This is a genomic window from Cupriavidus sp. USMAHM13, from assembly GCF_001854285.1.
Lineage (GTDB): Bacteria > Pseudomonadota > Gammaproteobacteria > Burkholderiales > Burkholderiaceae > Cupriavidus > Cupriavidus malaysiensis.
This window is the reverse complement of record NZ_CP017752.1, coordinates 132019-148701: the sequence shown is the minus strand read 5'-3', so window position 1 is coordinate 148701 and position 16683 is coordinate 132019. Positions and strand designations below refer to the sequence as shown.

The window sequence follows — 16683 nt, the reverse complement described above, 5'->3', positions numbered from 1 at the left end:
CGGTGCGTTCGGGGCCGCCACGGCGCGGCGGCCTCAGCCGCGCACCAGCATCACCAGCGCGATCGCCAGCAGGCACATGGCGAACAGCGCGCGCAGGCGCCGCTCGGGGAGCCGGTGCGCCAGCGCGACGCCCCAGGAGATGGTCAGCATGCCGCCCAGCGAGAGCGGCAGGCCCGCCGCCCAGTCGACCTGGCCGGCGTGCGCGTAGGCGGCCAGCGCCACCAGCGCGCCCGGCGTGACCAAGGCCAGCGCCAGCCCCTGCGCGGCGGCCTGGCGCTGGCCGAACAGCCCCACCAGGGCCGGGGCCGCCACCACGCCGCCGCCCACGCTGAAGAAACCGGAGAAGGCCCCGCCCACCACGCCGACCAGCGGCAGCCAGCGCGGCGACAGCCGCGCCCGCTGCGCCGTGGCGGCGCGCCCCGGCAGCAGGCGCCACCAGAAGTAGAGCGCCAGTCCGATCAGGAAGGCGGCGAAGATGCGGCGCAGCAGCGCGGCATCCAGCGCGGTGGCCAGGCGTGCCGCGGCGTAGGTGGCGAGCACGGCCGACATGCCCAGCAGCAGCGCGGTACGCAGCGGGATCTCGGCGCGCCGCCGGTACTGCCAGAAGCCGATCAGCACATTGGGCGCGATCATCACCAGCGCCGTGCCCTGCGCCAGCTGCTGGTCCATGCCGTACAGCAGCCCCAGCGCCGGGATGGCGATCAGCCCGCCGCCGATGCCGAACAGTCCGCCGACCGCGCCGAGCAGGCCGCCGAGGGTGAAGAGGGCGAGGAAGGGCAGTATTGAATAGGTGGACATCGTCGGGAGATCGAAGCGAGGGGGCGCGCGGGGGGGGGCAGTGGACCGACATGGCCCCGGCGAGGTGGCGGGGCCGCCGGGCCGCGCGCTGAGCAGGGGCGCCGTTCGGCCTGGGTCAGGATCCAGGATTCAAAGTCTTAATCATAAAACATTGTTGCGCCGGAGCCGCTGCAGGCAAGCGCTGCGCTGATGCCGGGTGATGCCTGCTACCCGGATGACAGGCACGCGGCCGTGCTGCGGCCGGTGCGGCCGGTGCGGGAATGCGACGCGGCAACGTATTTCCTTGTCAGTTTGAAAGCTGTTTGTAATCATCTGCGGTTTAAATCTCGCAGGGACCGTCGGGCGCAGTCCACTCTGGCGAAATCCGCCGGAATTCCATCGCGTAGCCGGCGGATGGCGGCAGCTGGATGAAAATTCACTGCGAAGTGCGCCATACATCTCTTTAGTTTTGCGCGATCCCGCATCCACCTTCTGATTCGAACCCAAGCCTTCTGATCGTGCGTTTTTCCCTGACTTGTGCGTCTTCCGCCGCCCTGATCGCCGTCGCCGCCAGCGCGCACGCGGGCAGCGGGCCCCTGCCGCCGGACGGCCCCTGCCTGCCGCCGCCGGCCAAGGCCGCCCTGACCCTGGCCCAGGCCAGGCTCGACGCCTTGCGCTGCAACCGCGACATCATCGCGGCGCGCCGCGGCGAGGAAGCCAGCCAGGCCGATATCCAGGTGGCTTCGCAGCGGCCCAATCCGGTCTTGAGCCTGGGCATGGCCAACATCAACCCGCACCTCGGGGTCGGCAGCGGCGGCCCGCGCAGCAAGACCGTGGATTCCACCTTCCGCATCGACCAGCTCATCGAGACCGCCAACAAGGGCGGCCTGCGCGAGCAGACCGCCCGGCGCGCCAGCGCCGCCGCCGGCGAGATGCTGCAGGCCGTCACCGCGCAGCAGTCCACGGCGGTGGAGCAGGCCTTCTACGATGCGGCGGCCAGCCAGGAGCGCGTGGCCGTGCTGACGGAAACGGTGGCGCTGTACGGCCGCACCCAGCAGGCCAACGAGACCCGCCTCAAGGCCGGCGACGTGTCGCGCGCCGACGTGACCAAGCTGCAGCTCGACGTGCTGCGCGCGCAGGCCGACCTGCGCCAGGCCAGCGCCGACCACCTGCGCGACAAGGCCATGCTGGCGCAGGCCATCGGCGTGCCCGGCACGCTGCAGAGCAATCGCCTGGTGCCCGACTGGCCCGCGCTGGACGCACCGGCGCCGGCGGTCGCCCCCGACACCCTGGAACGCCGCCCCGACGTCACCGCGGCCGAGGCCCGCCTGGCCGCCGCCGCGTCCGCGCGCGACCTGGCCCGCGCCGGCCGCGTGCCCGATGTCACCATCGGCGCCCAGGCCGAGCACTACCCGGTGTCCGAGACGAATACCACCGGCAGCGGCAACAGCTATGGCGTGTTCATCTCGATCCCGCTGTTCGTGCGCCACAGCTTCGGCGGCGAGGCGCGCCGCGCCGAGGTGGATTACTACGCCGCGCTCGACGATCGCAACCGCGTGCTGCTCGAGGCGCAGAACGAGATCGGGCGCCTGCACGACCAGGTCGAGGCGGCGCGCCAGTCGCTGCGCCAGATGCGCGAGGCGGTGCTGCCGGCCGCCGAGAGCGTGGCCGCCAGCGCCGAGTTCGCCTACAACAAGGGCGCCTCCGGGGTGCTCGACCTGCTCGATGCGCGCCGCGCGCTGCGCCAGACGCGCCTCGACGCGGTCGGCGTGCAGAGCGAGTTCGCCAAGGCGCTGTCGGCCTATCGCGCCGCGCTGCAGCGTTCCAGCACGCCCCCGGCGGAGGCCGCCGGCACCACCAGCCCCGCCAGCCTGCCGAGCCAGGCCCTTCCTTCCACGAATTCCCAGGTCAGTACCGATGCGCCGCGTCCTTGATCCGCAGTCCCTGTCCCAACGCCAGCCCCAGCCTCGGCTCCAGCCGCTGCCGCCGTCGGCGCCGAGCGCCGCCGCCCGGCTGGCCGCGCTGTCGCTGGCAGCCCTGGCCCTGACCCTGGCCGCCTGCGGCAAGGGCGAGGCGCCCAAGGCCGACGATGAGCCCAAGGTCAGCGGCGCCACCGTGACCTTCCCGGCCAGCGTCAAGGCCCTGCCCGGCATCGCCGGCGAGGCGGTCAAGCGCGGCGGCGAACGCGTGGTGAGCCTGCCCGGCCGCCTGGTTTGGGACGAGGACCGCACCGTGCGCGTGGCCTCTCCCTTCGCCGGCCGCGTCACCGGGATCCTGGTCCAGCCCGGTACCACCGTGAAGGCCGGCGAGGCGCTCGCCACGCTGACCTCGCCGGATTTCGGCGCGGCCCAGGCCGACGCGCGCAAGGCCGCCGCGGATCATGCGGTGGCGGCCAAGGCGCTGACGCGCCAGCGCGAACTCTACGAGGCCGGCATCGTCGCCCAGAAGGAACTGGAGCAGAGCCAGGCCGACGCCGCGCGCGCCGCCGCCGACCTGCAGCGTACCCAGGCGGCCCTGCGCCAGTACGGCCAGGCCGGCGCCGACGTGGTCAACCAGCGCTTCGCGCTGCGCAGCCCGATCGCGGGCCTGGTGGTGGAGCGCAACATCAATCCCGGCATGGAACTGCGCCCCGACCAGCCCCCCGCCGCGCCGCTGTTCCTGGTGACCGACCCGACCGCGCTGTGGGCCCAGCTCGATGCCGCCGAGGCCGACATCGGCCTGTTCCAGCCCGGTGTCGACGTCAAGCTGGTGTCGGCCGCCTACCCTGGCGAGACCTTCACCGGCAAGGTGGTCAAGGTGGCCGACTATGTCGATCCCACCGCGCGCAGCGTCAAGGTGCGCCTGGCCGTGCCCAATCCGGACCGCCGCCTGAAGGCGGAGATGTTCGTCACCGCCAAGCTGCGCGCCGCCTCCTTCGACGGCATCGCGGTGCCCGCCAAGGCCGTGTTCCTGGCCGATAACCGCAACTATGTGTTCGTGCGCACCGCGCCGAATATCTTCGAGCGGCGCCAGATCCGCGTCGGCCTGTCGCTGCCCGGCATCACCGAGGTGCGCGAGGGCCTCAAGGACGGCGAGGTGGTGGTGACCGAAGGCAACCTCTACCTGCAGGACATCCTGCGCGACGCCACCGCGGTCAACGCCGCGCGCGCGGCGGAGCAGGGCCGGCCGGCCGCCGGCTCGGACGCGAAGCACTGAGGACGGCCGCCCCATGATTTCGCGCATCGTCAATTTCGCCCTGCACCAGAAGCTGTTCGTCTGGCTCGGCCTGCTGATCTTCGTCGGCGGCGGCCTGGCCGCCTTCAAGAACCTGCCCATCGAAGCCTTCCCGGACGTCTCCGACATCCAGGTCAACGTCATCACGCTCTATCCCGGCCGCGCCGCCGAGGAGGTCGAGCGCCAGGTCACCATCCCGATCGAGACCGCGCTGGCCGGCACCCCTAACTCGGTGCGGGTGTTCTCGCACACGCAGTTCGGGCTGTCCTTCCTGATGGTCACCTTCAACGACCGCGCCACCGACGTCACCGCGCGCCAGCAGGTGATCGAGCGCCTGCGCAGCGTCGACCTGCCGGACGGCGTGCATCCCGACCTGGCGCCGCTGTCCACCGCGATCGGCGAGATCTTCCGCTTCCGCCTGGCCGGCAAGGGCTATACGCCGCAGGAACTGCGCACGCTGCAGGACTGGGTGGTGGAGAAGAACCTGCGCCAGGTGCCCGGCGTGGCCGACGTGGTCACCATCGGCGGCAGCATCAAACAGTACGAGGTGAACCCCAACCTGGGCAAGATGCGCGATTACAAGATCTCGCTGGCCCAGCTCTTCACCGCGCTGCAGCGTGGCAACGCCAATGCCGGCGGCGGCGCCGTCGCGCACGGCCGCCAGCAGTACCTGCTGCGCTCGCTCGGCAGCTTCCGCACCTCGGCGGATATCGCCAACGTGGTGGTGGCGGAGAACAACGGCACGCCCATCCTGGTCAAGGACATCGCCGAGGTGAAGATCGGCGCGGCGCCGCCGCAGGGCCTGATGGGCCAGGACGACGAGGACGACATCGTCTCGGGCATCGTGGTGATGCGCAAGGGCGAGAACCCCTCGCTGGTGCTGGAAGCGCTGAAGAAGAAGATCGACCTGCTCGACGACCAGATCCTGCCGCGCGGCGTCAGGATCGTGCCGTACTACGATCGCTCCACGCTGATCGACAAGACCCTGCACACGGTGTTCGGCAACCTGGTGGAAGGCGCGCTGCTGGTGATGGCGGTGCTCTACCTGTTCCTGGCCAACGTGCGCGCCGCCGCCATCGTGGCGCTGGTGATCCCGCTGGCGCTGCTGTCGACCTTCATCGGCTTGACCTGGGTCGGCATTCCCGCCAACCTGCTGTCGCTGGGCGCGATGGACTTCGGCATCATCGTCGACGGCGCGGTGATCGTGGTGGAGAACATCTTCAAGCGCCTGGGCGAGTTCAAGGAGCAGCAGATCCAGGACAACAAGGCGCGCATGCACGCCATCCTGCAGGCCACCACCGAAGTGGGCCGGCCGACCGTGTTCTCGATGATCATCATCATCGCGGCCCATATTCCCATCTTCACGTTGCAGCGCCACGAGGGCAAGATCTTCGCGCCCATGGCCTACACCGTGACGGGCGCGCTGGTGGGCTCGCTGATCGTCTCGCTGACGGTGGTGCCGCTGCTGTGCTACCTGCTGCTGAAGAAGAACATCGCCCACGACGACAACTTCGTGGTGCGCTTCTGCAAGGGGCTTTATGAACCGATGCTGGCCTGGGCGCTGGACCACAAGCGCTCGGTGGTGGGCATCGCGGTCGGCCTGCTGGTGGCCACCGTCGGCGTGGGCAAGTTCCTCGGCAGCGAGTTCCTGCCCGAGCTGGACGAAGGCTCGATGTGGGTCAGTTTCGACCTGCCCGCCTCGGTCTCGCTCGACGAGGCGCGCGACCAGGCGCGCCGGCTGCGCGGCGTGATCCGGCAGACGCCGGAGGTCAACTCCACCATCTCCAAGGTGGGCCGCCCCGACGACGGCACCGACCCGAAGCTGATCAACACCGTCGAGATCCTGGTCGACCTCAAGCCGGACAAGCTGTGGCGCGCCGGCTACGACAAGCGCAAGATCATCAACGAGATCAACCGCAACCTGCGCCGGCTGCCCGGCATCGAGCCCAATTTCTCGCAGCCGGTGCGCGACAACATCCTGGAGAGCATCTCGCAGATCAAGGGCCAGATCGTCATCAAGGTGCAGAGCGACAGCCTGGAGCACAACAAGGCGGTGGCCGACCAGATCCTGGCCAATGTGCAGTCGGTCCGGGGCGTGATGCGTGCCTTCATCGACCGCGACGGCGAGCTGCCGCAGTATGTGCTCGACTTCGACCGCGCCCAGGCCGCGCGCTACGGCATCAACGTGGCCGACGTGCAGGACCTGATGGAGACCGCGCTGGCCGGCAAGGCCGCGACCGAGCTGTGGGAGGGCGAGAAGCACTTCAGCGTGGCCGTGCGCCTGAAGCCGGGCGAGCGCGAGCTGCCCAACCTGCCCAACATCTTCATGCAGACGGCCGATGGCGCGCAGGTGCCGCTGTCGCAGCTGGTGAGCTTCCGCGCCGCCTCCGGCGCGATGAACATCAGCCGCGAGAACGGCCAGCGCACCACCTCGATCGGCATCTTCATCCACGACCGCGACATGGGCAGCGTGGTCAAGGACATGCAGGCGCTGGTGGCCAAGAACGTCAAGGCGGACGACGTCAAGATCAACTGGTCGGGCGAGTTCGAGAACCAGGAGCGCGCCATGGCGCGGCTGTCGATCGTGGTGCCGCTGTCGGTGCTGCTGATCTTCCTGCTGCTGTTCAACGCCTTCAAGTCGTTCAAGAGCGCCACGCTGATCATCTCGAACATCCCGTTCGCCCTGATCGGCGGCGTGTTCGCGCTGTTCCTGACCGGCATTCCGCTGTCGGTGTCGGCCGCCATCGGCTTCATCGCGCTGTTCGGCCAGGCGGTGCTCAACGGCGTGGTGATGGTGACCTACTTCAACCAGTTGCGCGAGGAAGGCATGCCGGTCCGCCAGGCCGTGCTGACCGGCTCCATGGACCGCCTGCGCACGGTCCTGATGACCGCGCTGCTGGCCATGCTGGGCCTGTTCCCGATGGCCATCTCGCGCGCCATCGGTTCGGAGACCCAGCGTCCGCTGGCCATCGTCATCATCGGCGGCCTGATCACCGCCACACTGCTGACGCTGATCGTGCTGCCCACGCTTTACGAATGGATGGTCGGCCGCAGCTGGCCGGATGAGGAAGTGGGCGAACACAACCGCCTGTCGGGCGCGCTGCCCGAGTAAGCGCGGCGCGGACGCGGCGAGACCCGCCATTGCCCCCGGGCGATGGCGGGTCTTTTTCCATCGGGGCCGGGGAGGGCCGGGCACCGCCTCCGGCGCATGCCGCCGGCGGCTTCAGAGGAAAGGGTTCGCCAGCACCGGCCCGCCCTCGACGGCGGGGCCGTGATGCATGGCTTCGCTGTAGAGCGTCTCGCAGCCCTCGAGCGACGCACAAGCCACGATGCAGGCGTCATAGAACGCCAGGCCGTACCGCGCGGCGAGACGCCGCGCCAGGTCGTGCATGTCCACGGTCAACGGCGCGATGCGGCACAGGCTCTTGACCAGCGTTAGGAACTCGTCGACTTCGTCCCAGCGCATGCCGAGCTTGCGCACGCAGACGTGGGTGACTTCGTTCAGCACCTGGACGCTGATGACCGGCCTGCTGCGCAGCAGCGCTTCGGCGCGGTCGGCCTTGGCGGCATCGGCCGACAGCAGGTAGAGCAGGACATTGCTGTCAAGGAATCCTTCGGCCTTGCCGCGACCCGCTGCGCGGGAGGACTCAATCCCGCCCATCGCCCCGCTCGTTGGCATCGTCGCGGCTGAACTTGAAGTCGGCCGGGAGCCGGCCGCGGAATCGGCGCAGGCGCTGCAGCAGTTCATCCGTTCCCGGCTTCCTGCGGATGGCGAAGGTGCGGGAATGCTCGACCACGATCTCGATATCGTCGCCCTCGCGCAATTCCAGCGCTTCCACCACGCTTGCCGGCAGGCGCACGGCGAGGCTGTTACCCCACTTCGCGACTTGCATTGCAACCTCCTGCTTGGATATACATCCGGAATTGTATATCCAGTCCGGCGCCGGCGCATGCCGGCGCGGGCCTACATGGCGCGGAACAGGTCCGCGTACAGCCGGCTCACGCTCAGTGTGTCGCCATGGCCGCGCAGGTGCAGCGTGAGCCGGCCGGCGTCGTCGCGCACCGCGCTGGCGATGGCGGTGCAGCGCACGATGGTGCTGCGGTGGACCTGCCAGAACACGGCCGGATCCAGCCGCAGCTGTAGCTCGCGCAAGGTCATGCGGATCAGGTGCTCGTGCGTGGCCGTGACCACCCGCACGTACTTGTCGGCGGCTTCGAAATAGATGACCTCGTCGACGGGCACCAGGGAAATGGTGTTGCCGGCGCTGGCCTGGATCACCTGCAGCGGGGCCGGCCGCGCGGGCGGCTGCGCCACGCCGGCCTGCAGCAGCGCGCGCAGCTGGTCCAGCGGCGCCTCCCAGGCGGCGGCGCCTTGCGCCTGCGCGCGCCGTCCCAGCGCCGCCTGCAGGCGCGCGCAGGTCTTGGCCAGCCGCTCGGGCTGGGCCGGCTTGAGCACGTAGTCGGCGGCGGCGTGCTCGAAGGCGGGCAGGGCGTAGTTGTCGTAGGCGGTGACGAAGACGATCAGCGGGAACGGCCGGCCGCCGTCGGGCCAGTCCTCGGCCAGCGCCTGCGCGGCTTCCAGGCCGCTCATGCCGGGCATGCGGATGTCGAGGAAGAGCAGGTCCGGCTGCAGCGCCAGCGCGCGCTCGGCCGCGCTGGCGCCGTCGCCGACGGTCGCCACGATCTCCAGCCCGGGCCACAGCCGGAGCAATTGTGCGCGCAGGTCGGCGGCGAGCAGGGCTTCGTCTTCGGCGATGAGGGCGGTGGCGTGCATCGAAGGGTCAATGGCTGTTGTGAGGGGAGCGGGTGGCGTGGGCGGCGCCGGTGGCGCGCGCGGTCGCGGCAGGGCCAGGGTGGCGGGCCGCGCGGCCGTCCGGCGCGGCAGTGTCCGCCAGCGGCAGGCGCACGATGGCCAGCGTGCCGCCGTCGCCATCATCGGCCGCGCGCAATTCCAGCGCCGCGCGCTCGCCGAACAGGTGGGCCAGGCGCTCCCGTACCTGCGCGGTGCCGAAGCAGCCGGGGTCGGGCGGCAGCGCGCCCAGCCCCACGCCGGTGTCGCGCACGGTCAGTACCAGGCAGTCATCCTCGCGGTGTGCGGCGAGGCGGATCCAGCCGCCGCCCACGGCGGGTTCGAGCCCGTGCTTGATGGCGTTCTCCACCAGCGGCTGCAGCAGCAGCGGCGGCACCGGCAGCGCCGCCAGCGCGGGCGGCAGCTCGGTCTCGACACGAAGCCGCTCGCCCATGCGGATCTGCATCAGGGCCAGGTAGTCGCCGATGCGGGCGAACTCCGTGGCAAGCGGATGGGTGCCGGCGCGCGAGGCGTCGAGGGTGGCGCGCAGGAAGGCGATCACGTGATTGAGCATGTCCTGCGCGCGCTGCGGATCCTGGCCGATCAGCACGCGCAGGTTGGCCAGCGTGTTGAACAGCATGTGCGGCTCCAGCTGCGACTGCAGCAGCCGCAGCTGGGTCTCGGCGGCGCTGCGCTGCGCGGCCTGCGCGCGCGCCTCGGTGGCCGCCAGGCGTGCGCGCGTGTAGTGGAAGTAGGTGATGCCGAGCGACAGCGCCAGCACCACGCACAGGCTCAGCAGCAGCGCGCGCGGGTTGCCCTCGACCAGCAGGCTCGGGTCCTGGGCGCCGCTCAGCCAGGCGGCGATGGCATGGCCGCCGACGTAGCCGAGCACCCCGGACAGCACGATCCAGGGCAGCATCAGCTTCCAGTGCGGCCAGCTGCGCTCGCGCGCGGCGCCGAGCTCGACTTCGCTGCGGCCCGCTTCGAACCAGCGCAGGATGGCGAAGCGGCCGGCGCGGATCAGCAGCTGGATGGTGGCGGTGATGCAGGCCGCGTAGAGCAGGTTGGTGGCGAACGGCTCGCGGAACATTGTGCTGAAGAACAGCGCGCAGGACAGCGAGATGACCGCGCAGAAGACCAGCTCGCGCAGCAGCCGCATGCGCCAGGTGGCGGGCTGGAGAAGGCCGGCCATGCCATCAGCTCCCGCTCGGGCCATGTGCCGTCGCCGGCAACGCCGCTCCGGTGTGGCCGCTGCCCGCGATCGCGCCCGCACCCGCGCCGCCGGCATCGCGCCGCGCGCGCAGCGCTTCCGTGGTCTCGCCCGGGCCGTCGGGCGACCAGCCCGGCGGCAGGAACAGGTAGCCCAGCACGGCGCGCAGGCTGCGCGCTGCCGCCAGGTCGCGCAGCAGCGCGCGCCACTGGGCGAACTCGACGTGCAGCGGGTTGTAGCTGGTCATGGGGTGCACCAGGCCGTAGCGGCAGGGCAGGTCGGCGCGCTCCGGCACGTAGGTGCCGAAGAGCCGGTCGAACACCACCAGCACGCCGCCGTAGTTCGCGTCGAGGTAGTCCAGGTTGGAGGCATGGTGCACGCGGTGCGCCGAGGGCGTGTTGAGGATGCCCTCCAGCCAGCCCAGGCGGGGAATCCAGGTGGCGTGGAGCCAGAACTGGTAGAGCAGGTTGAGCGACAGCACGGCGAATACGGTGGCCAGTGGAAAGCCCAGCCAGGCCAGCGGCACGAAGAACAGGGCGGTGCCGCTGGCCTTGCCCAGCACACCGATGCGGAAGGCCGCCGACAGGTTGAGTTCGTTGGGCGAGTGGTGGACCGCGTGGTTGCACCAGAACCAGCGCATGCGGTGGGCGGCGCGGTGATACCAGTAGTAGCAGAACTCCTGGCCGAGGAAGAGCAGCGGCACGGCGGCCCAGTTGTCCAGGGGCAGCGTGGCGACGCGGTGCGCGTGGGCCGCGTGCACCAGCGGCGCCGCGATCGACAGCGGCAGGAAGATGCCGACCGCCAGCCGCGCCGCCAGGTCGAAGGTGGAGACGCAGAAGGCGCGCCAGTCGTAGCGCTGCCGGCGCGACAGCACGATGGCCTCGAGCAGCGCGAGCAGGAAGACGGCGGGAACGGCCGTATGGAGCAGGAAGCGGTCCAGGTCGTGCATGGTGGGCGGCTGGTCTCGTTGGGGGGGCGCGGTCCGTGGCGGCGGGATGGCCGGTGGCGGGCTGGGCGTCCGCCCGGCCCGCCCAGCCTGCTCAGCCCGGCAGGCCCTGCGGCAGCGCGCTGCGCATCAGCCTCCAGGCCTGCAGCCCGCGAGCCAGAAAGATACCGCTGACCCCACCATAGGCGAAAGCGAAGACAATCCCTAGGTCGCTGCGCAGGGCCAGGGCCGGGTCGCGCGCCAGGGCGACGCCGGCGGCGAAGCGGATGGCGAACAGGCACAGGATCAGCGCCAGCGGCAGCCAGCTGCCCGGCAGCAACAGGTGGCGTGCCGACGGCGCCCGCCGCATGCCGCGCCACAGGCCGAGCCCGCGCGCCAGGCCGAGGGCCGCCGCCGCGCTGGCGGCCCAGGCGGCCAGCGCCAGCGGCTGGTGGGGAAAGGCCGCCGCCAGGCCGCTCCCGGACAGCACCGCCATCACCAGCGGGGCCGCCATCGCGCGGGCGGCCGATACCTGCTTCGGCGTGGTCTGGGCCAGGCCGTAGGCGACCAGGGCCGCGAGCAGCAGCCAGACCCAGGCGGGCGTGTGTTGCAGGATGGCGATCAGCATGGCATGTCTCCGGGGTGGCGGCGCGCTCCCCAGGGCAAGGGAGGCCTGGTGGCGGGCGCCGTGGTGGGGCGATGCGGCATCATCGCCGGCCGGGCGCCACGGCGCCCGGCCGCTGCGACGGAATGCGGGCGGTTGTCGTGAAATGCGGAAGAACGGCGACGAAACGCCAACGAAACGCCAACGGGCAAGGCTGTGCAAGCCCGCCCAGAACGTGCTGTATCGGCAACCCTGCGTGCGCCGCGCCTGCCGCGCCTGCCGCGCCTGCCGCGCCTGCCGGGCCTGGCGTCCTGCCTTGCCCAGGCGCCGGCTCAGTCCGCCGCGAGCCCGTCGAGCGCCGGCCCGTGCCGCTCGCGGGCGGTACGGAACAGCCACGCGGTGAAGGCGCCCAGCGCGCGGTCGCCGGCATCGTCGCGGTACAGGCAGTGGTAGGGCGGTCCTTCCAGGCGCACCTCGGGGAACAGCGCCACCAGCCGGCCATGTTCGATGTCGTCCTGCACCACCGCGCGCGGTGCCAGGCAGACACCCAGCCCGCTCTGCGCGGCCTTGACCACCAGCAAGAACTCCTCGTAGAAAGGCCCGCGCAGGGTCTCGCCGGCGGCCACGCCGGCCTGGTGGAACCAGTACTGCCAGGCGCGCGCGATGCCGGCGTAGTGCAGCAGCGGCGCGTGGCGCAGATCGGCCGGGGCGCGCCAGTCCGGCAAGGCCGGGTGATGCGGCGAGCAGACCGGCACCGCGGCATTGGCCAGCAGGGGCCGCGAGACGAAGCCCTGGCGGCGCAGTTCGGGCGTGTAGCGGCGGATCACCACGTCGCAGCCTTCTTCGATGCGCTCGCTGTCGCGGTCGGGCGTGGCCACCACCTGGACCTCGATACCCGGGTGTGCCGCGTGGAAGCGCGCCAGCAGCGGCAGCAGCCAGCCATGCGCGAACGACACCGAGCTGTTGACGCGCACCTGGCGGCGGTCGGGGGCGTCGAACATCTGCTCGGAGGCCTCGGCCAGGCGTCCGATGCAGCTCGCCACGTCGACGTGGTAGTGCTGGGCGCGCTGGGTCAGGCGCAAGGAGCGGCCATCGCGCTCGAACAGCTTTTGGCCGAAGAAGGCTTCCAGTACGCGGATCTGCTGCGCCACCGCGCTTTGCGTGACGTGGAGTTCCTCGGCGGCCAGGGTCAGGCTGTTCAGGCGTCCGGCGGCTTCGAAGCTGCGCAGGGCGTTCAGTGGCGGCAGGCGTCGCATTGGGCGTGGTTCGTCGTTCCTGTGGTTGGCGGTAGTGGATGGCGAAGCAAATCTAAAGCGTCGGTCAAGAAAACTCGTTTGTGGCGGCCGGGGCGGCTCCCTATCATGGCGCGTCTGGACAGCCCCCGACAATCCCGATGCGGATCATATCGCCGTCTCCCGCGCCCGCGGCATCGAAGTGGCGCACCATGGCAGCCGGCGCAGGCCGGCGCGCCTGCCTGGCCGCCGTCATCCTGCTGGCCGCCTGCGCCGACCCACCCGCCAACGAACGCCAGATCGGCAGCGGCGGCAACCTGGTGCGCTACAGCTCCAGCCAGGTCGAGGTCGACCTGAGCGAGGCCGAGCGGCAGACCCTGCAGGGTCTGCGCGACCGCGTTTTCACCGGCGCCACGCCGGAGCGGACCCTCGACGCCGTGGCCGGTGCCCTGACCGCGCTGGGCTTCGCCCCGGTCTCGGTGGACAAGGAAACCGGGCTGGTGGAAGCGGGCCGCAGCCAGACCCTGTTGCCGAAATGGCGCCAGCTGCTGCGCGGCGCCATCAAGCAGCGCGCCGGCATGCTCCCGGCCAAGCCCGACCACGAGCGGCTGGCCGCCATCGTGCTGGTGCGCGCCGGACACGGCGGCCGTGCCACCCTGGTGCGGGCGCGCTTCGAGCGCACGGTCTGGGACAGCAATGGCGACTCCCGTACCAAGACGGTGCTCGAACGGGAGATCTACGACGGCTTCTTCGTGCAGACCGGCAAGGCGCTGTGCGCGCCGGCCTGCGCCGAGTGAGGCGCGGGCGCCGGCCGCGCGCCAGGCGTCAGGCGCCGGCTTCCTGCAGCCAGCGCGCCACCGCCAGCGGCGTGCGGTCTTCCAGCAGCGGCCCCACCACCTGCACCCCCAGCGGCAGGCCCTGCGCATCGGTGGCCACGGGCACCACGGTCGCGGGCAGGCCGGGCAGGGTGGCCAGCCCGGCCCAGGCGAGCTGCTCGCGGTAGAGCGCGGGCTCGCCGTCCAGGTCCAGCGTGGTGGCGTCCCAGTCGACGCTGTCGATGTGGGGGAAGGCGGCGCTGCCGAACGGTGGCATCAGTACCACGTCGAAGGCTTCGAACAGCCGTCGGCAGCGGTTCTGCCACTGCATGCGCCGGTCCATCAGGCCCAGCCATTCGTGCGCGGAGATGGAGGGCGGCGGGTTCGGGCCGCCGCGCGTGGTGATGGTGAACAGGATCCGGGCGTAGTCCTCGTGCAGCGCGGCCAGGTCGGGCAGCCATTCGCTGTGGCGTGCCACTTCGGCACCGCCGGTGGCGAGGCGCTCCGCGGCGCTGGCCACCGCGCCACGCACGGCCGCGCTGGCGCGTGCCAGCGGGTGGGCATCCAGGGCCAGCACGCGCAGGCCGCGCATGTCGCCGTCGCGGCGCGCCGGCGGCAAGGCCAGGCGGTAGGCGGCCGCGGCCTCGCGGTCGGGGCCGGCCAGTACCTCCAGCGCCAGTTCCAGGTCCGTCACCCGGCGTGCCAGCGGACCCGCCACCGACAGCACGTCGGGGGCGCTGGGGTAGCCGGGAAAGTCGTGGCCGCGCGTGGGTACCAGGCCGTGGCTGGGTTTGTGGCCGCACACCCCGCAGAAGTGCGCCGGCACGCGGATCGAGCCGCCGATGTCGGAGCCCAGTTCGAGCGGCACGAAGCCCGCCGCCAGCGCGGCCGCGGCACCCCCGGAAGAGCCGCCCGGCGTGCGCGACGGGTCGTGCGGATGGCGGGTGAGGCCGTAGACCGGGTTGCGGCTCTGGTAGTCGGCCAGCACCACCGGCACATTGGTCTTGCCCAGGAGGACGGCGCCGGCGGCCTTGAGGCGCGCCACGGCGACGGCGTCTTCGGTGACGCGCGCCTGTGGCGCGATGGCCAGGCCCCAGGTGCTGGGCAGGCCCGCCACCCCGAACGATTCCTTGACGGTGATCGGCACGCCCAGCAGCGGCCGGCGCTCGCCGCGCGCCAGCGCCGCGTCGGCCGCGCGCGCCTGCGCGCGGGCACGCTCGAAATCGCGCACCACCACGGCATTGATGGCGCCGTCGCCGGCCTCGATGCGGGCGATGGCGGCATCGCAGGCGGCGAGCGCGCTCACGTGCCCGGCGGCCAGGGCCCGGGCCAGTTCCGCGGCCCCGAGGGGGGCCAGGTCCGGCAGGCCGGCGCTGTTTGCTTGCATGGCATTCCCTCCGCGGGGATCTTGGCAAGCCGTCATCTTACGGTGGCGCCGAGGCGGCGCGCACCCGTCGCCAGCAGGGCATGCGCGGCGCCAGGTCGCCACGTGCAGGGGAAATCCCTAGGTAGCGAGTAAGCCATCTGTAACCGCGCGGAAAGGTCGCTGAAAGCTGTACTTGCGATAAATGCAGCACAAAAGAGAAAAGAAGGGAAGAACGCGTGTTGAAGCAGATGACGCCCGCCGGCCTGGCGACGGGGGTACTGGCTTTGCTGGCGCAGCTCGGCCAGCCGGCCTTTGCCATCGAACTGAAAGACGATACCGATCCTGCCGCCGTGATGCGCGGCGGCCGGAGCGCGCCGGCGAGCCGCGCTGGAGCGGGCCCGCTGTCCGGCTGGGACCGCATTGCCGCACCGGCCGCGCCCAAGGCGGCGACGACGACTGCGGCGGCAGCGGCCGACGGCGCCGCAGCGCGCGCGGCCGGGCGCCCCGCCGAGGCTGCCGTGCAGGATGCAGCCGCGGGCGTGATCGGCCCCGGCTTCTCGCTGTGGGAACTGACGCAGGAACTGCGCGCCAACAACCCGCAGCTGATCCAGGCACGCGCGCTGTACCAGGCCGCCAAGGCCCAGGTGCCGCAGATCGCCGCGCCCAACAACCCGCAGGTCGGCTTCATCTGGAACAACCTGCCCAAGAACAGCCCGCTGGCCTTTGCCCGCGCCGAGCAGTTCAGCTACACGCTGACGCAGTCCTTCCCCTTCCCCGGCAAGAAGGCGCTGGCGGCGGAGATCGCCGACACCCAGGCCGAGTCGCTGGACGCGCAGCGCGACGCGCTGTTCCTCGAGCTCTACGCCCAGCTCAGCACCACCTACTTCCAGTCGCTGTCGCAGAAGGCCCAGCTCGAGGTGCTGCGGCTCAACCTGAAGCGGCTCGAACAGGTCAAGCAGGTGGCGCGCATCCGCTACGCCAACAATGCGGCCGGCTATGTCGACTACCTGAACGCGCAGGTGGCGCAGAGCAGCGCGCAGAACGATGCCTTCACGCTGGAGCGGCAGTACGAGAACGGCCTGAAGTCGATCAACACGCTGATCGGCAAGGCGCCGGCCTTCCCGCTGGAACTGCGCCAGGACAGCAGCGCGACGCGGCTGCCGGCCGCGCCGCTGCCGGAGCTGGAGGAGATGGCGCTGCGCGAGCACCCGGGCGTGCGCGCCTCGCGCTACCTGGTGGAGGCCGCCGAGAAGGGCGTGCGGCTGGCGCGCAAGGCCTACCTGCCGGACTTCCAGGTGATCGGCACCTTCAACGGCAACAATCCGCCGCTGGGCTTCCGGCCGGCCAGCTACGGCATCGAATTCGACATCATCATTCCCCTGTTCTTCTTCACCAAGGAACGCTACGGGGTGGATGAGGCGGTGGCCAACAAGGTGGCCTCCGACGCCAACGAACAATCCGTGCGCCAGCAGACCCTGCTGGGCGTGAACACCGCGCACAACACCCTGCGCCAGGCCGTCAACCAGATGGAGTTCCTGCGCCGCCGGCAGCTTCCCGAGGCGATGGCCGCCTACAAGATGGCCTTCACCAACTACGCCAACAACAACGCCGCTTTCACCGACCTGCTGACGGCCAGCACCGCCTTGAAGAACGCGGAGCTGGCGGTGGCGCAGGCGGAGGCGGACGCGCGCCAGGCGTACTACACGCTGGCGGCGGCGGTGGGCCGGGAATCTCTTTGATGGAATGCAGGAT

Annotated in this window: 14 protein-coding genes; 5 read left to right on the top strand and 9 right to left on the bottom strand. The window is 71.1% G+C overall.

Annotated elements, in window-relative coordinates; translation table 11 throughout:
- Nucleotides 1-33: 33 nt before the first annotated feature.
- Nucleotides 34-798, bottom strand: coding sequence for a sulfite exporter TauE/SafE family protein (locus BKK81_RS19115; protein ID WP_071016819.1), 765 nt, complete (start codon nt 796-798; stop codon nt 34-36).
- 533 nt (nt 799-1331) lie between these two features.
- On the opposite strand from BKK81_RS19115, the gene BKK81_RS19110 reads away from it, so the two are divergent.
- The 3 genes from BKK81_RS19110 to BKK81_RS19100 are packed head-to-tail and all read left to right on the top strand — an operon-like array spanning nt 1332 to nt 7102.
- Nucleotides 1332-2711 carry a TolC family protein gene (locus BKK81_RS19110; RefSeq protein ID WP_231908263.1) on the top strand — a complete coding sequence of 460 codons (1380 nt, stop codon included), beginning with the start codon at nt 1332-1334 and terminating at the stop codon, nt 2709-2711.
- Nucleotides 2695-3972, top strand: coding sequence for an efflux RND transporter periplasmic adaptor subunit (locus BKK81_RS19105; protein WP_083384255.1), 1278 nt, complete (start codon nt 2695-2697; stop codon nt 3970-3972). The genes BKK81_RS19110 and BKK81_RS19105 overlap by 17 nt, the downstream gene beginning before the upstream one ends.
- Nucleotides 3973-3985: 13 nt before the next feature.
- The gene (locus BKK81_RS19100) at nt 3986-7102 is read left to right on the top strand and encodes an efflux RND transporter permease subunit (RefSeq protein ID WP_071016818.1); all 3117 of its coding nucleotides are present in this window, start codon (nt 3986-3988) and stop codon (nt 7100-7102) included.
- Nucleotides 7103-7213: 111 nt separating this feature from the next.
- Here the strand turns inward: BKK81_RS19100 and BKK81_RS19095 are convergent, their stop codons facing one another.
- The 7 genes from BKK81_RS19095 to BKK81_RS19065 form a co-directional block, all read right to left on the bottom strand.
- On the bottom strand, nt 7214-7651 hold the full coding sequence (locus tag BKK81_RS19095) for a PIN domain-containing protein (protein ID WP_071016816.1): 438 nt from the start codon (nt 7649-7651) through the stop codon (nt 7214-7216).
- A complete protein-coding gene (locus BKK81_RS19090; RefSeq protein WP_071016815.1) occupies nt 7638-7883 on the bottom strand; it encodes an AbrB/MazE/SpoVT family DNA-binding domain-containing protein in 246 nt (81 codons plus the stop codon). The genes BKK81_RS19095 and BKK81_RS19090 overlap by 14 nt, the downstream gene beginning before the upstream one ends.
- A 71-nt stretch (nt 7884-7954) precedes the next feature.
- The gene (locus BKK81_RS19085) at nt 7955-8764 is read right to left on the bottom strand and encodes a LytR/AlgR family response regulator transcription factor (protein ID WP_071016813.1); all 810 of its coding nucleotides are present in this window, start codon (nt 8762-8764) and stop codon (nt 7955-7957) included.
- A gap of 7 nt (nt 8765-8771) precedes the next feature.
- Nucleotides 8772-9971, bottom strand: a complete 1200-nt coding sequence (locus BKK81_RS19080) for a sensor histidine kinase (RefSeq protein ID WP_071016812.1) — start codon at nt 9969-9971, stop codon at nt 8772-8774.
- Nucleotides 9972-9975: 4 nt separating this feature from the next.
- Nucleotides 9976-10938 carry a sterol desaturase family protein gene (locus BKK81_RS19075; protein WP_071016810.1) on the bottom strand — a complete coding sequence of 321 codons (963 nt, stop codon included), beginning with the start codon at nt 10936-10938 and terminating at the stop codon, nt 9976-9978.
- A 91-nt stretch (nt 10939-11029) separates the two neighbouring features.
- Nucleotides 11030-11542, bottom strand: a complete 513-nt coding sequence (locus BKK81_RS19070) for a DUF6622 family protein (RefSeq protein ID WP_071016808.1) — start codon at nt 11540-11542, stop codon at nt 11030-11032.
- Between the two features lie 308 nt (nt 11543-11850).
- A complete protein-coding gene (locus BKK81_RS19065; protein ID WP_071016807.1) occupies nt 11851-12774 on the bottom strand; it encodes a LysR substrate-binding domain-containing protein in 924 nt (307 codons plus the stop codon).
- A 188-nt stretch (nt 12775-12962) separates the two neighbouring features.
- Here BKK81_RS19065 and BKK81_RS19060 point away from each other — a divergent pair, with 188 nt between their 5' ends.
- Entirely contained in the window at nt 12963-13547 is a 585-nt protein-coding gene (locus BKK81_RS19060; protein WP_231908170.1) for a hypothetical protein, read from the top strand.
- A 28-nt stretch (nt 13548-13575) separates the two neighbouring features.
- Here the strand turns inward: BKK81_RS19060 and BKK81_RS19055 are convergent, their stop codons facing one another.
- On the bottom strand, nt 13576-14952 hold the full coding sequence (locus BKK81_RS19055) for an amidase family protein (protein WP_071016805.1): 1377 nt from the start codon (nt 14950-14952) through the stop codon (nt 13576-13578).
- A gap of 215 nt (nt 14953-15167) precedes the next feature.
- Between BKK81_RS19055 and BKK81_RS19050 the strand changes: the two genes are divergently transcribed.
- Complete coding sequence (locus BKK81_RS19050) at nt 15168-16670, top strand: TolC family protein (RefSeq protein ID WP_231908169.1); 1503 nt, start codon at nt 15168-15170, stop codon at nt 16668-16670.
- Nucleotides 16671-16683 lie beyond the last annotated feature (13 nt).